This window comes from Stenotrophomonas sp. S4 (genome assembly GCF_054187805.2).
Map to the genome: position 1 here is coordinate 4139207 of NZ_CM196188.1, position 14384 is coordinate 4153590.

A 14384-nucleotide genomic window follows, 5' to 3' on the forward strand; every position below is an offset into this window, starting at 1 on the left:
CTCTCGACTGTCCGCAAGCCGAGCCGCTGCGCGGGTGGCAGGCGTTTGGACAAAGTAAAGGAGGAGGCGACCGCCGCAGGCGGGCGACGGGGGACATTTGTCGAAATGCCTGCCACCCGCGCAGCGGCCCCACCCTTTGCTGCAGCACTGATCGAAGAAAAAAAGCCCCGGCAGAGGCCAGGGCTTTTCGTTCGGAACGGCGCGGGCGCCTTACTTCTTCTTCGGCATGTACAGATCGGTGATCGTGCCGTCGTAGATTTCCGAGGCCATCGCCACCGATTCGCTCAGCGTCGGGTGGGCGTGGATGGTGTGGCCGATGTCCTCGGCTTCCGCACCCATCTCGATCGCCAGGCCGATCTCGGCCAGCAGGTCACCGGCATGCACGCCGACGATCGCACCACCGATGATGCGGTGGGTCTCTTCGTCGAAGATCAGCTTGGTGAAGCCCTCGGTGCGGCCGATGCCGATCGCGCGTCCACTGGCGGCCCACGGGAACTTGGCCACGCCGACCTTCAGGCCCTTGGCCTTGGCTTCGGTCTCGGTCACACCGACCCAGGCGATTTCCGGGTTGGTGTAGGCCACCGACGGAATCACACGGGCAACCCATTCCTTCTTGTGGCCAGCGGCCACTTCAGCAGCCAGCTTGCCTTCGTGCGTGGCCTTGTGCGCCAGCATCGGGTTGCCGACGATGTCGCCGATGGCAAAGATGTGCGGCACGTTGGTGCGCATCTGGCGATCGACCGGGATGAAGCCACGCTCGGTGACCTGCACGCCGGCCTTTTCTGCATCAATCTTCTTGCCGTTCGGCGAGCGGCCCACGGCCACCAGCACGCGGTCGAAGGTGCCCTGCGCCAGCGCAGGCGCCTGGCCTTCCTCGGCGGCTTCGAAGGTCACGGTGATGCCCTTGGCATCGGCGGTGACGCCCGAGGCCTTGGTCTTCAGGTGCACGTCGATGCCCTGCTTCTTCAGGCGGTCGGCCAGCGGCTTGACCAGGTCCTTGTCGGCGCCCGGCATCAGCTGGTCCATGAACTCGACCACGGTGACCTTGCTGCCCAGCGCACCGTAAACGGTGGCCATTTCCAGGCCGATGATGCCGCCGCCGACGACCAGCAGCGAGCCCGGCACTTCGGCCAGCTCCAGCGCGTCGGTGGAATCCATCACGCGCTTGTCGTCCCACGGGAAGTTCGGCAGCTTCACCGCCTGCGAACCGGCGGCGATGATGCACTTCTGGAAGCGCAGCAGCTGGGTGCTGCCGTCAGTCGCGGTGATTTCCAGCTCGTTGGCCGAAACGAACTTGCCGACGCCCTGCACGCTGCGGACCTTGCGCTGCTTGGCCATGCCGGCCAGGCCCTTGGTCAGCTGGTTGACGACCTTTTCCTTGTACTGGCGCAGCTTGTCCAGGGTGATGGTCGGCTTGCCGAACTCCACGCCGAAATCACCGGCATGGGCCACTTCGTCGATGACCGCGGCGGCGTGCAGCAGCGCCTTGGACGGAATGCAGCCAACATTGAGACAGACGCCGCCGAGGCTGGCGTAGCGCTCGACCAGCACCGTATCCAGGCCGACGTCGGCGGCGCGGAAGGCGGCGGTGTAGCCGCCCGGGCCGGAGCCCAGCACGACCATTTCGCATTCGATGTCGGCCGGCTTGCCGCTGGACAGCGCCGGCTTCGGCGCCGCCGGTTCGGCCGGGGCGCGGTGCGACGGGGTCACCGGCGGCTTGCTGGCCGGGGCGGCCGCAGCGGGAGCCGGCGCGGCGCTCTTGGCCGGGGCTTCGGCGGCGCCTTCGGCGTCCAGCACCACGACCACGGCGCCTTCGGACAGGGTGTCGCCCAGCTTGACCTTGATTTCCTTGACCACACCGGCGGCCGAGGACGGCACTTCCAGGGTGGCCTTGTCCGACTCCAGGGTCACCAGACCCTGATCCTTCTTCACCGTATCGCCGACGGCGACCAACACTTCGATCACCGGCACATCGCTGTAATCGCCGATGTCGGGAACCTTGACTTCAATCGTGGCCATGGTGGGTTTTCCTCGTGCCCGCCCGGCGGTGCCGGTGGGCTGTCACTGCATCTGTTCACGCGGCCGCGCCAGGGGCTGCGGCCGCACGGTGGGGGCGAAGCGGTGCCTTACAGCAGCACGCGGCGCATGTCGGCCAGTACCTGCGACAGGTACGTGGTGAAGCGTGCGGCCAGGGCGCCGTCGATGACGCGGTGGTCGTAGCTCAGCGACAGCGGCAGCATCAGCTTCGGTGCGAATTCCTTGCCGTTCCAGACCGGCTGGATGGACGACTTGGAGACGCCGAGGATGGCCACTTCCGGTGCGTTGACGATCGGGGTGAACGCGGTGCCGCCGATGCCGCCCAGCGAGCTGATCGAGAAGCAGCCGCCGCTCATGTCGGCCGGGCCCAGCTTGCCGTCGCGTGCCTTCTTGGCCAGTTCGCCGGTTTCCTGCGCGATCTGCACCACGCCCTTCTTGTCCACGTCGCGGATGACCGGCACGACCAGACCGTTCGGCGTGTCGGCGGCAAAGCCGATGTGGAAGTACTTCTTCAGGGTCAGGTTTTCACCGCTGGCATCGAGCGAGGCGTTGAATTCCGGGAACTTCTTCAGCGCCGCGGCGCTGGCCTTGATCAGGAAGGCAAGCATGGTCAGCTTGATGCCGGCCTTCTCGTTCTCCTTGTTCAGCGCCACGCGCAGGCCTTCCAGGTCGGTGATGTCGGCCTGCTCGAACTGGGTGACGTGCGGGATCATGGCCCAGTTGCGGGCCAGGTTCGCACCCGAGATCTTCTTGATGCGCGACAGCGGCTGGACTTCGGTCTCGCCGAACTTGCTGAAGTCGACCTTCGGCCACGGCAGCAGGTTCAGGCCACCACCGGCGGCGACGGCGCCACCGGCAGCTGCCGGCACGCCACCGCTGAGCGCGGCCTTGACGAACTTCTGCACGTCACCCTTGGTGATGCGGCCCCCCTTCTCGGTGCCGTTGATCTGCAGCAGGTCCACGCCCAGCTCGCGGGCGAACACGCGCACCGCCGGGGTGGCGTACGGCACCTTGGCCGGCAGCACGCCATCGGCGTTGAACTGCACCGGCGGGCTGCTCGGCGTACCGGCCGACGGCGCGGCAGCAACCGGAGCGGCGGCGGCAACCGGAGCAGCGGCCTGCGGGGCCTGCGTTGCAACCGCCGGAGCGGGCGCAGCGGCCTTGGCCGGTGCCGGCGCGGCAGCGCCCTCGGCTTCGATGATGGCAACCACGTTGCCCTGCGACAGGTTGTCGCCGACCTTGACCTTGATCTCCTTGACCACGCCGGCCACCGAGGACGGCACTTCCATGGTGGCCTTGTCGCTTTCCAGCGTGACCAGGCCCTGGTCCTTCTTGACCGTGTCGCCCACGGCGACCAGCACTTCGATGACCGGAATGCCGGCGTAGTCGCCGATGTCCGGCACCAGCGCTTCAACCGCGCCACCGCTGGCAGCCGGGGCGGCCGGTGCAGCTGCGGCCGGGGCCGGCGCGCTCTGGGTGGCGGCAGCCGGTGCAGCGGCCTTGGCCGGTGCCGGTGCGGCAGCGGCCGGCTTGGCAGCTTCGGCTTCGCCTTCGGCCACTTCGATCAGTGCCACGACCTTGCCTTCGGACAGGCTGTCGCCCACCTTGACCTTGAGTTCCTTGACCACGCCGGCCACCGAGGACGGCACTTCCATGGTCGCCTTGTCGCTTTCCAGCGTCACCAGGCCCTGGTCCTTCTTGACCGTGTCGCCGACGGCGACAAGCACCTCGATTACCGGGATATCGCTGTAGTCACCGATATCGGGGACAAGTGCTTCCTTGATTTCGGCCATGGGGATAACTCCGGCAATCTGGTGTAGGGAAACGTCTATTGTGCGGCCAGCGGGGTCCAGCGCCAACCGTTACAGGTGTTTTCAGTACGCACGCAGCCGGGACAGGCTGTTGCCCATGGGTCGCGGCTGCGACCAGTCGGTAGCGTATTGTCCGGACGATGTCCGCTTCATGTCGCCCGCGCGTCGGCCACCGGCTGCCACGCCTGGCGCAGGCGCGGCAACGACCACGCCGCATTGGCCGGGCTGGTCGACGGCAACGCGACCACCTTCGGTGGGGCCTCCAGCCGCGGCAGCACCCAGCGCTGGAATGCCTGCAGTGACGCAGCGCCATTGCAGCCGATCAGCGTCAGCTCAGGCAGCGTGGCGATCAGTTCCGGCAGTGCATTGGCCACTTCCGTGCCACGCACGATGTCGGCATCCAGGCTGCCGCGTCGCTCGCAGCGCCCGATCACATCCCACAGGCCGATGCCCGCGGCGTTCAACGCCTGCAGCCGTTGCGCATAGGGCAGACCCGCGTCGAAACCGCAGATATCGGCCATCAGCGGCCAGAAGCGGTTGCGCGGATGCGCGTAGTAGCGCTGCTCCTGCAGGGATGCCACGCCTGGCATCGAGCCCAGCAGCAGTACCCGGCATGCCACGTTCACCTGCGCTTGCAGGCCAATGCACAACGTTGCTGTGCTCACATCTTCTCCAACTGCATGAATGTCAGCGACGGCCAAAAACCCCATGAATACAGGCATTCCGCACCCGTCGCTGAACAAGGAAAACTATTTTTTAACGTGCGTCGGATTCGATTCATGTTGGGGCGACTACGGTGTGCTCGCCCCGCAACCGGGGGCCCAAAACAAGAAACATTAGGAGATACCCCCATGCGCTCCATCCGTATCCTGAGTCTCGCCCTGCTGACCTCCGCCGCCTTCGCGCCGGCCGCTTTCGCCCAGGACAGCAGCACCACCGATACCGCTTCGGGCAAGCATTTTGCCGTTGTTGGCGGCATCTCGCTGCTGCAGCCGAAGAACGACCCGATCACCGGCGTGAAGAAGACCGACGGTGGCCCGGCGCCGACCGTCAGCTTCAGCTACTACATCAACGACAACTGGGCCGTTGAGCTGTGGGGCGCTGCCGACAAGTTCGACAACAAGTTCAAGGGCCCGAACAACGCCCGCCTGGGTTCGGTCGAGCAGCAGCCGGTCGCGCTGAGCGGCCAGTACCACTTCGGCCAGGCTGACAACGTGTTCCGCCCGTTCGTGGGCGTCGGCTACTACCAGTCGAGCTTCAGCAACGAGAAGCTGGGCAACGGCGCTGACACCGACATCCGCTTCAAGGATGCCAAGGGCGTGATCGGCACCGTCGGCGTCGACATGAACATCAACTCCACCTGGTTCGCCCGTGCTGACGCCCGCTACATGCGCGCCCGCCCGGACATCAAGGTTGGCGGCGAGAAGATCGGCGAAGCCAAGATGGATCCGTGGACCGTCGGCTTCGGCATCGGCGCCCGCTTCTGATCCAGGCAGCACCGCTTCACTGATGCAACGCGACGGGCCCTTCGGGGCCCGTCGTCGTTTCCGTCACCTGCGTTCTGTAGAGTCGAGCTTGCTCGATTGCCCTTTGTAGGGTCGAGCCATGCTCGACTCTACAGACACGGGACGCGGAGACACGGTGGACGACGTCGACCTGCTGGTGATCGGTGGCGGCATCAATGGCGCCGGCATCGCCCGTGACGCCAGCGGCCGCGGCCTGCGCGTGCTGCTGTGCGAACAGCACGACCTGGCCGCGCACACCTCCAGTGCCAGCAGCAAACTGATCCACGGCGGCCTGCGCTACCTGGAACAGGGCGAGTTCGGCCTGGTGCGCAAGGCGCTGGGCGAACGTGAGGTGGTCCGCCGGCAGGCGCCCCATCTGGTCCATCCGCTGCGCTTCGTGCTGCCGTGGGAACCGCACCTGCGCCCGCGCTGGATGCTGCGCGTGGGGCTGTGGCTGTACGACCATCTGGGCCGGCGCGGCCCCGCCTTCCCCGCGTCACGCGCACTGGAACTGCAACGCGATCCGCTCGGTCAGTGGCTCTCCCCAACGCTGCGGCAGGCCTTCAGCTACGCCGATGCGCAGGTCGATGACGCGCGACTGGTACTGCTCAACGCCCTGGATGCCGCGCAGCGGGGCGCACAGGTGCGGGTGCGCAGCCGCTGCACCGACCTGCACCCCGTGCAGGGCCGGTGGCGGGCCGTTGTGGAATCCGCCGATGGCCAGCCGCACCCCGTGAATGCACGCGCCGTGGTCAACGCGGCGGGCCCGTGGGCCGGGGGCCTGCTGGAACGGATGCAGGCGCGCAGCGGCGGCCCCGCGCTGCGCCTGGTGCAGGGCAGCCACATCGTGCTGCGCCGGCCCTGGCCCGATGACAGCGCCTGCCTGCTGCAGCAGCCCGACGGACGCGTGGTATTCCTGCTGCCCTTCGCCCACGACCACCTGCTGGTGGGCACCACCGATACCGACTATCGCGGTGACCCGGCGCGCTGCAGCGTGCTGCCCTCCGAGGTGACCTACCTGTGCGAAGCGGCCAATCGCTACCTGCGTGACCCCATCGCCCCGGAGGAGGTGGTCTGGGCGTTCGCCGGTGTCCGTCCATTGCTGGCTGACCCGGATCCACGCGCAGCGAAGCTGAGCCGCGACTACCGCCTTCAGGTGCAGGTGGACCCGGCACCAGCGCTGCACGTACTGGGCGGCAAGCTGACCACCTACCGGGTGCTGGCCGAGGAGGCACTGGACCTGCTGCGCCCTGCCCTGCCACAGATGGGACCGGCCTGGACGGCGCGCGGAGACCCGCTGCCGGGCAGCGACTGGGGCGACGCCGCACAGGCAGGCTCGCACCTGCTGGCGCTGGCACCCTGGTTGCCCGCCGGTATCGCGCGACGCTGGGCCGGGGCCTATGGCAGTCGCAGCGCGGAACTGCTGCAGGGTGTACAGGGCCTGCACGATCTGGGCGAGGACTTTGGCGGCGGCCTGCATGCGCGCGAAGTGGACTTCCTGCGCGAACGCGAGTGGGCGTGCGACAGCGACGATATCCTGTGGCGCCGGAGCAAGCTGGGGTTGCGGCTGGATGCTGCTCAGGTGGCACGGCTGCAGGCGTGGATGCGGGGTCGGATCCCTTTCCCACGGAATGGGCTCTGACCCCAGTGTTTCAACGTGTGCCAACCAAGGTTGGCAGCTACCTGGGCGGCCGCGAGCGACGCGACCGATGCATTAGGATTTCCCCATCGCTACCGGAGACGCTGCATGACGCCCCGCTACGTGCTGGCCATCGACCAGGGCACCACCAGTTCCCGCGCGATCCTGTTCGACCGTGCCGGCGACATCGTCGGCAGCGCGCAGCGCGAGTTCGCGCAGATCTTCCCGCACCCTGGCTGGGTCGAGCATGACCCGCGCGAGATCCTTACCAGCGTCTATGCCACGTTGACCGAACTGCTCAGCCGCGGGCAGATCGATCCGCGTCATATCGCCGCGCTGGGCATCACCAACCAGCGCGAAACCACCGTGGTCTGGGACCGTGCCACCGGCCAGCCGATCCACAATGCCATCGTCTGGCAATCGCGGCAGAGCCACGCCATCTGCGAGCGGCTCAAATCCGAGGGGCATGAAGCGCTGATCCGCGAGCGGACCGGCCTGCTGATCGATGCCTATTTCTCCGCCACCAAGGTGCGCTGGATCCTCGACCATGTGGAAGGTGCGCAGCAGCGCGCCGAACGTGGCGAGCTGCTGTTCGGCACCATCGACAGCTGGCTGGTGTGGAACCTGAGCGGTGGCCAGGCGCATGTGACCGACTACAGCAACGCGGCGCGCACGCTGCTGTTCAACATCCACACGCTGGACTGGGATGACGAGCTGCTGGCCCTGCTCGACATCCCACGCGCGATGCTGCCGCAGGTACGCGACTCCAGCGCGGTATACGCGCATACCCGGCCTCAGTTCTTCTTCGACCACCCGATCCCGATCGCCGGCATCGCCGGTGACCAGCAGGCGGCGCTGTTCGGCCAGGCCTGCTTCCAGCCGGGCATGGTTAAGAACACCTATGGCACCGGTTGCTTCATGCTGATGCACACCGGTCCGCAGGCGGTGCGGTCGCGCAACGGCCTGCTGACCACCATTGCCTGGGGCCTGGACGGGCGCGTGGAGTACGCATTGGAAGGCTCGATCTTCATCGCCGGCTCGGTGGTGCAATGGCTGCGCGATGGGCTGCGCATGATCGAACGTGCAAGTGACAGCCAGGCACTGGCTGCGCAGGTGCCCGACAGTGGCGGCGCTTACCTGGTACCGGCGTTCGTCGGCCTCGGCGCGCCCTATTGGCGCAGTGACGTACGCGGTGCGATGTTCGGGTTGACCCGCGGCACCCGCAAGGCGCACTTCGTGCGCGCCGCGCTGGAAGCGATGGCCTACCAGACCCGGGACGTGCTTGATGCGATGCAGTCCGATGCCGGTATCGCGCTGACCGAGCTGCGCGCCGATGGCGGTGCGATCGGCAATGACTTCCTGGCCGGTTTCCAGGCCGACATCCTCGGTGTGCCGCTGCTGCGGCCGCGACTGACCGAGACCACCGCGCTGGGTGCGGCCTACCTGGCCGGTCTGGCGCTGGGGTTCTGGACCAGCCGCGAACAGATCGCCGCGCAGTGGGGCCTGGACCGGCGTTTCGAGCCACAGATGGAGGTGGCCCGGCGCGAGAAGCTGTATGCGGGATGGCAGCAGGCGGTGGCCGCCACCCTCGCCTTCCACGTCGATTGAGGGTAGTGCCGGCCGCTGGCCGGCAACCCCATGATGTCTGGGGGAGCGCCTGGAGATTGCCGGCCAGCGGCCGGCTCTACCACATGGCCAGATGCAGTCAGAACGCCGGCAGCACCGCGCCCTTGTACTTGGTCTCGATGAAGGCCTTCACCTGTGGGCTGGTCAGGGCCTTGGCCAGCTTCTGCACGCGGGCATCGTCCTTGTTGTCCGGGCGCGCGACCAGGAAGTTCACGTACGGCGAGTCCTTGCTCTCGATCGCCAGCGCATCCTTGGTCGGGTTGAGGCCGGCATCCAGCGCGTAGTTGGTATTGATCAGGGCCAGATCGACCTGGTCCAGCACGCGCGGCAGCATCGCCGAGTCCAGCTCGCGGAACTTCAGGTTCTTCGGGTTGGCGATGATGTCGCGCTGGGTCGACAGTGCGTTGGTCGGGTCCTTCAGCTCGATCACGCCGGCCTTGTGCAGCAGGATCAGCGCGCGGCTGTTGTTGCTGGGGTCGTTCGGGATCACCACGTCGGCGCCTTCGCGCAGCTCGGCCAGCGACTTGACCTTGCGCGAGTACGCACCGAACGGCTCGATGTGCACGCCGATCACCTTCACCAGGTCGGTCTTGCGGTCACGGTTGTAGGCATCCAGGTACGGCTCGGTCTGGAAGTAGTTGGCATCCACCTGCTTCTGCACCAGCTGGTCGTTGGGCTGCACGTAGTCATTGAACACGCGCACGTCCAGGTCCACGCCTTCCTGCTTGAGGATCGGCTTGACCACCTCGAGGATCTCGGCATGCGGCACGGCCGTGGCGGCCACCACCAGCTTCTGCGAGGGCTCGCCGGACTTGCCGCAGGCGGTCAGGGCCAGCGCAGCGGCGAGCAGGGGCAGCAACAGGGTCTTCTTCATGGGGGATTGGATTCTCGGGGGGAATGTCAGGATTTTTCGTAGTTGCTCAGGGCCAGCTCAAGCAACGCCTTGGCCTGCTCGCGCAGCATCATCGGCTCGACGATCTCGGCATCCGAGCCGTAATGCAGCACATCCATCAGCAGCTCGCGCGAGACGCTGTACGGCACCTTCAGCTCATAGCGGCCGTCGGCCAGGAAGCGGCCCTGCTGCTTGGAATGCCAGTGCTCGTCGGCCACCCAGCGCGCGGCCTTGGCGCTGAACAGGATGGTCGCCCACCCCTTCGGCGCGCCAGAGAAGATGCCGTAGCTGGCGCCGAGCTGCTCGTCCAGCTCGCTGTCGGCGACATCGCGCGCGGTGCTGTCGACCACCCGCGCCTTGTGGATGCGGTCCACCGCGAAACTGCGCAGGGCGTCGCGGTCATGGTCCCAGGCATCCAGGTACCAGTTGTCGCGATAGTGGGTCAGGCGCTGCGGTGAGACGGTGCGCTTGGTCGGCTCGTCGGTGGAACGGGCGCGGTACTCGAACGCCAGCTGGCGGCGCTCCAGCACGGCCGACGCGACGCTGCGGAAGCTGCCTTCGTCGAACTTGCGGCCTCGGTGCGGAATCACCCGCACGCGGTCGACCGGCCAGCTGGACACGCCGGCCTGGGCCGCCAGCAGGCTCTCGATGCGTTGCTGCAGCGGTGCCAGCACCGACGACAGCACACCACCGCCGGTCCGCGCCAGCAGGTGCTGCGAGGCCAGCAGGGCATGCAGCTCCTCCGAGCTGAGCCACAGGCCGGGCAGCTCGAAACGGTCGCTCTCGTCAGCCTGGTAGCGGAAGCCCGCCTCGCCGTCGCCCTCGATCGGTGCCATCAGCGCATCGCGCAGGAAGGCCAGGTCGCGGTAGACGGTGGCGCGGGAACAACCGAGCTTGTCCTGCAGGGTCGCCACCGTCACCGGATAGCGCGCGGACTTGAGCAGACGATGCAGGGCGGTGATGCGTTCGTATCGGTCCATACCCCCGATTATGTCCGAGTCGCGGGTCTTGTGTGGGACGTTTGGGCTATCGTGGTCGCCCCCACCCCCATGGAATACCCGATGCGCCGGTTGCCTGCCCTGTCCCTGCTGGCCTGCCTGCTGCTGGCCGCCTGTGATCGCGCGCCGGCGCCGGCCAGCACCGGGACCCCGGTACCCGTCGCCGATCCGGCGCAGGCGGTGCTGGGCGCCAGCCAGCGTTTCGCGGCCCTGCGCAGCTTCCACGCCGAACTGGAGGTGCTGGGCGCACCGCAGCCGGTGCGCAGCGCCATGGACTTCGTCGCGCCCGATCGTTTCCGGGTGGAGACGCCGGCGGGGCCGCAGACCATCATCGGCGACACCATGTTCCTGCAGGCCGACGGCGCGATCCGCCAGGTGCCGACCCCGCCCGGCCTGCTCGAGCAGTGGCGCAACCCGCTGCCGGCCGATGCCCTGCCCGCCGACCTGAAGGCCGAAGACCTCGGCAGCCAGGCGCTGGACGGGGTCCAGACCCGGCACTACCGGCTGCGTGGTGCCCAGCCCGGCGAACGCCTGGAGTACTGGGTGGATGCCCAGGGCCTGCCACGCCAGATCGTGCGCAGCGGCAGCAGCAATGGCCGCAGCTTCCAGCTGCGCCTGCGCTATTCGCGCTTCAACGACCCCGCACTGCGTGTCGATCTGCCCTGAATAGGCGATCGCGGCAACGTTCGCTGAAGCGCGCATTGGATCGATTCGGACCGCCATCACGCTTCCAGTATCATCACCGGCTGTTAACCGTTTCGGAGAAGCCTCGATGTCCCTGCGCGTGTCCCTGCTGATCCCCCTGCTGCTGTGTGCGCCGCTCGCATACGCACAGGATGCCTCCGAGCTGGCGGCGATGTCCTCGCCGTGGAGCGGCAGCGGTGGCGAGCTCGGCTTTGCCTCGGCACGCGGCAACAGCAGCACCGAGAGCTTCAACGGCCGCCTGCGCCTGCGCTACACCGACGGCGACTGGGTGCACAGCATGGACCTGTTCGGCCTGCGTTCCAGCTCCAAGGTGACCGAAACCAACGACGACGGCACCACCACCCGCCGCAACAACACCACCGCCAACCGCTACACCGGCAGTGCCGGCAGCGCGCTGCAGCTGGGCGAACACCGCCAGCTGACCGCCACGGTGCGTACCGAGCGCGACGACTTCGCCACCTACGACCGCCAGAGCTCGTTCGGTCTGGGTTACGGCACCCGCCTGTGGAACACCGAGCGCTTCTCGTTCGACGCGCAGATCGGCCCCGGTGTGCGCCGTACCCACAGCACCGAGGACGACCGCACCCGCACCGGCCTGATCGGCCGTGGCCTGTTCGACATGAAGTACTCGCTGACCGACAACACCGACCTGGTCAACACGCTGCTGGTCGAATCCGGTTCGTACAACACCTTCGGCCAGAACGACTTCGGTGTCTCGGTGAGCATGAACGAGCACCTGGCACTGAAGGCCGGCTGGCAGGCGCGTTACAACAGTGACGTTGCTGTGGACAAGCGCAAGACCGATACGCTGACCACGATGAACGTGGTCTACAAGTTCAAATAAGCAGAACGGGCGCCGAGGGCGCCCGTTCTGCTTCCGGTAGTGCCGGCCGCTGGCCGGCAACTGCATTCAACTGGGGCACGAGGTTGCCGGCCGATGGCCGGCACTACCTGCGATGGATCAGACGTTCAGCAGTTCGCCGGCACCGGCGTCCAGCAGCATCTTCGCCACGCGCTGGCCCAGCGCCTCCGGATCCCGGGCCGGGCCCACCGCCTCGGCGCGCACCGCACGACCATCGCTGGCACTGCCGACCAGGCCCTGCAGGTGCAGGTCGTCGCCCTGCCACTGCGCGATCGCCGCCACCGGCACGTGGCAGCTGCCGTGCAGCGCACGGTTCATCGCCCGCTCGGCTTCCACGCAGGCGCGCGTAGCTGCGTCATCAAGCGTGGCGAACAGCGCCATCAGGCGCGTATTGCCACCGTCGCACTCCACCGCCACCGCGCCCTGCGCCGGTGCCGGCAGCCACTGCGGCGGTTGCAGGCGCGCGACGATGCGCTCGCCCAGGCCCAGACGCTCCAGGCCGGCCACGGCCAGCACGATGGCGTCGTAGCCACCATTGTCGAGCTTGGCCAGGCGGGTGTTGACGTTGCCGCGCAGGTCCAGCAATTCCAGATCCGGGCGCAGCGCGCGCAGCTGGGCCTGGCGGCGCAGCGACGAGGTACCGACCCGCGCACCGATCGGCAGCGCATCCAGCGAGGCGTACAGGTTGGAGACGAAACCATCGGCCGGATCGTGGCGGGTCAGCATCGCCGGCAGCGCGAAGGGTTCATCCAGTTCCATCGGCACATCCTTCAGCGAGTGCACGGCGCAGTCGGCCTCACCGCGCAGCATGGCCAGCTCCAGCTCCTTCAGGAACAGGCCCTTGCCACCGATGGCGGCCAGCGAGCGGTCCAGCACCTCGTCACCGCGGGTGCTCATCGGCACCAGTTCCACATGCAGGCTTGGATGGGCCTGGCGCAGGCGGTTGGCGACGTGTTCGCTCTGCCAGAGGGCGAGCGGGCTCTTGCGGGTGGCGATGCGGACGGTTTCCATCCGGTCATTATCGCGCCTATCGGCGGGATACGGCCAACGGCGGAGCCCCTCGTGGCTGCTGCATCGGCTGGATCTATCGCGCTTGGCCGGGGCGGTGGGGTCATGCGGGGACGCCGTAAACCCGTCCTTGGGGGCTTGGCCGCGGCATCCATGCCGCGGACACCCCGCCTGCCCCCACCGCCCCGGCCTCTGACAGTTTCCGTGCGCGTCAGCCACGGAAGATCAAAAGAAAAAAAAGCAGAAGCAAAAGCAACAGCCGACGGCTTCCGGGGTCAGATCCCTTTTCCGCAGGAAAAGGGATCTGACCCCTCTTTCCAAGCCGATAACACCAATGCTCTTGCTGTCCGATGCAGTGAAGAACGAGAGGGTTGGGCCGGGGTGGGGTGACGGGACCGTTGGCGCCATGGATGGCGCCATCGAGCCCCCATGGATGGGTTTACGGCGTGTCCCGTCACCCCACCCCGACCCGACCCAGCACGTAAGAACAATGAGCCGACCAACCTGCTGTTGATCTTGATGTTGATCTGTAAGCAGTCGCGGCCGCAGGCCGCGCGGAACACTCACAGATGCCGCAGTTCCTGCTTCAGCGTCGCCACGCAGCGGCGGCTGACTTCCAGCGGCTGCCTGCCATGCCGCAGCACCGCCTGCACCTGCCCACCCGAGCCGCGGCGCAGTTCCACCAGCTCGTGGCGCGCCACCAGGCAGTTGCGATGGATGCGGATGAAACGGCTGGCGAACTCTTCTTCCAGCGACTTCAGCGATTCCTCGATCAGGTCCTCGCCGCGCGCGTGGTGCACTACCACGTACTTCTCTTCGGCCTGCAGGTAGTGGATGTCGTCCAGCGGAATCAGCCGCAGGCTGCCGCGCAGGCGTGCGCACAGCACGCTGCGTGCCTGCTGCCCGCCATGTTCCTGCGGCTGGCCATCGCGGCCGGCCAGGAATGTGCGTGCACGTGCAATCGCCGCTGCCAGTCGTTCGGCGCGCACTGGCTTCATCAGGTAGTCGATCGCTGCGGCCTCGAACGCCGACAGCGCATGCGCATCGTAGGCAGTGCAGAACACCACCGCCGGCCGCGGTTCGAAGCTGGCCAGGTGGCGGGCTGCTTCCAGGCCGTCCAGCCCAGGCATTGCGATGTCCAGCAGGACCAGGTCGGGCTGCAGCTCCGCGCACGCGTGCAGGGCCTGCTCGCCGTTGCCGGCCTCGGCCACCACGTCCACGCCGTCCTGCGCCGCCAACAGGCTGCGCAGGCGCTCGCGCGCCAGTGGTTCGTCATCGGCGATGACTACCCTCACGATCGT

The 14384-nt window shown here is 67.4% G+C and carries 12 protein-coding genes; 5 read left to right on the forward strand and 7 right to left on the reverse strand.

From position 1 onward, the window contains the following. Positions 1 to 210: 210 nt before the first annotated feature. The 3 genes from lpdA to ACUZUJ_RS19260 all read right to left on the reverse strand — a co-directional run bounded on the left by lpdA (position 211) and on the right by ACUZUJ_RS19260 (position 4513). Complete coding sequence (gene lpdA, locus ACUZUJ_RS19250) at positions 211 to 2019, reverse strand: dihydrolipoyl dehydrogenase (RefSeq protein ID WP_049445918.1); 1809 nt, start codon at positions 2017 to 2019, stop codon at positions 211 to 213. Between the two features lie 107 nt (positions 2020 to 2126). After that, the gene (aceF, locus tag ACUZUJ_RS19255) at positions 2127 to 3830 is read right to left on the reverse strand and encodes a dihydrolipoyllysine-residue acetyltransferase (protein ID WP_101766121.1); all 1704 of its coding nucleotides are present in this window, start codon (positions 3828 to 3830) and stop codon (positions 2127 to 2129) included. A 167-nt stretch (positions 3831 to 3997) separates the two neighbouring features. Next, positions 3998 to 4513 (reverse strand): DNA-deoxyinosine glycosylase, encoded by a 516-nt coding sequence (locus tag ACUZUJ_RS19260; protein WP_049445913.1) that lies wholly within the window; start codon positions 4511 to 4513, stop codon positions 3998 to 4000. A 186-nt stretch (positions 4514 to 4699) separates the two neighbouring features. Between ACUZUJ_RS19260 and ACUZUJ_RS19265 the strand changes: the two genes are divergently transcribed. The 3 genes from ACUZUJ_RS19265 (at position 4700) to glpK (ending at position 8600) form a co-directional block, all read left to right on the forward strand. Beyond that, entirely contained in the window at positions 4700 to 5335 is a 636-nt protein-coding gene (locus ACUZUJ_RS19265) for an OmpW/AlkL family protein (protein WP_014038574.1), read from the forward strand. 154 nt (positions 5336 to 5489) lie between these two features. Continuing rightward, positions 5490 to 6995: a glycerol-3-phosphate dehydrogenase gene (gene glpD / locus ACUZUJ_RS19270; protein ID WP_197588922.1), complete on the forward strand. Its 1506-nt coding sequence runs from the start codon at positions 5490 to 5492 to the stop codon at positions 6993 to 6995. Between the two features lie 105 nt (positions 6996 to 7100). After that, positions 7101 to 8600, forward strand: coding sequence for a glycerol kinase GlpK (gene glpK / locus ACUZUJ_RS19275; RefSeq protein WP_458220700.1), 1500 nt, complete (start codon positions 7101 to 7103; stop codon positions 8598 to 8600). Between the two features lie 97 nt (positions 8601 to 8697). Here the strand turns inward: glpK and ACUZUJ_RS19280 are convergent, their stop codons facing one another. Both ACUZUJ_RS19280 and ACUZUJ_RS19285 read right to left on the reverse strand, forming a co-directional pair. Beyond that, a complete protein-coding gene (locus tag ACUZUJ_RS19280) occupies positions 8698 to 9492 on the reverse strand; it encodes a MetQ/NlpA family ABC transporter substrate-binding protein (RefSeq protein WP_014038577.1) in 795 nt (264 codons plus the stop codon). Positions 9493 to 9518: 26 nt separating this feature from the next. Further along, positions 9519 to 10490, reverse strand: a complete 972-nt coding sequence (locus ACUZUJ_RS19285) for a helix-turn-helix transcriptional regulator (protein ID WP_014038578.1) — start codon at positions 10488 to 10490, stop codon at positions 9519 to 9521. A gap of 81 nt (positions 10491 to 10571) precedes the next feature. Here ACUZUJ_RS19285 and ACUZUJ_RS19290 point away from each other — a divergent pair, with 81 nt between their 5' ends. Both ACUZUJ_RS19290 and ACUZUJ_RS19295 read left to right on the forward strand, forming a co-directional pair. Beyond that, positions 10572 to 11174, forward strand: a complete 603-nt coding sequence (locus ACUZUJ_RS19290; protein WP_458220699.1) for a LolA family protein — start codon at positions 10572 to 10574, stop codon at positions 11172 to 11174. Between the two features lie 106 nt (positions 11175 to 11280). Next, a complete protein-coding gene (locus tag ACUZUJ_RS19295; RefSeq protein WP_049445907.1) occupies positions 11281 to 12057 on the forward strand; it encodes a DUF481 domain-containing protein in 777 nt (258 codons plus the stop codon). A 117-nt stretch (positions 12058 to 12174) separates the two neighbouring features. On the opposite strand, the gene hemC is transcribed toward ACUZUJ_RS19295, so the two are convergent. Next, positions 12175 to 13086, reverse strand: coding sequence for a hydroxymethylbilane synthase (gene hemC / locus ACUZUJ_RS19300; RefSeq protein ID WP_049445905.1), 912 nt, complete (start codon positions 13084 to 13086; stop codon positions 12175 to 12177). A gap of 560 nt (positions 13087 to 13646) precedes the next feature. Then, entirely contained in the window at positions 13647 to 14378 is a 732-nt protein-coding gene (locus ACUZUJ_RS19305; RefSeq protein ID WP_049443312.1) for a LytR/AlgR family response regulator transcription factor, read from the reverse strand. Between the last annotated feature and the right edge of the window lie 6 nt (positions 14379 to 14384).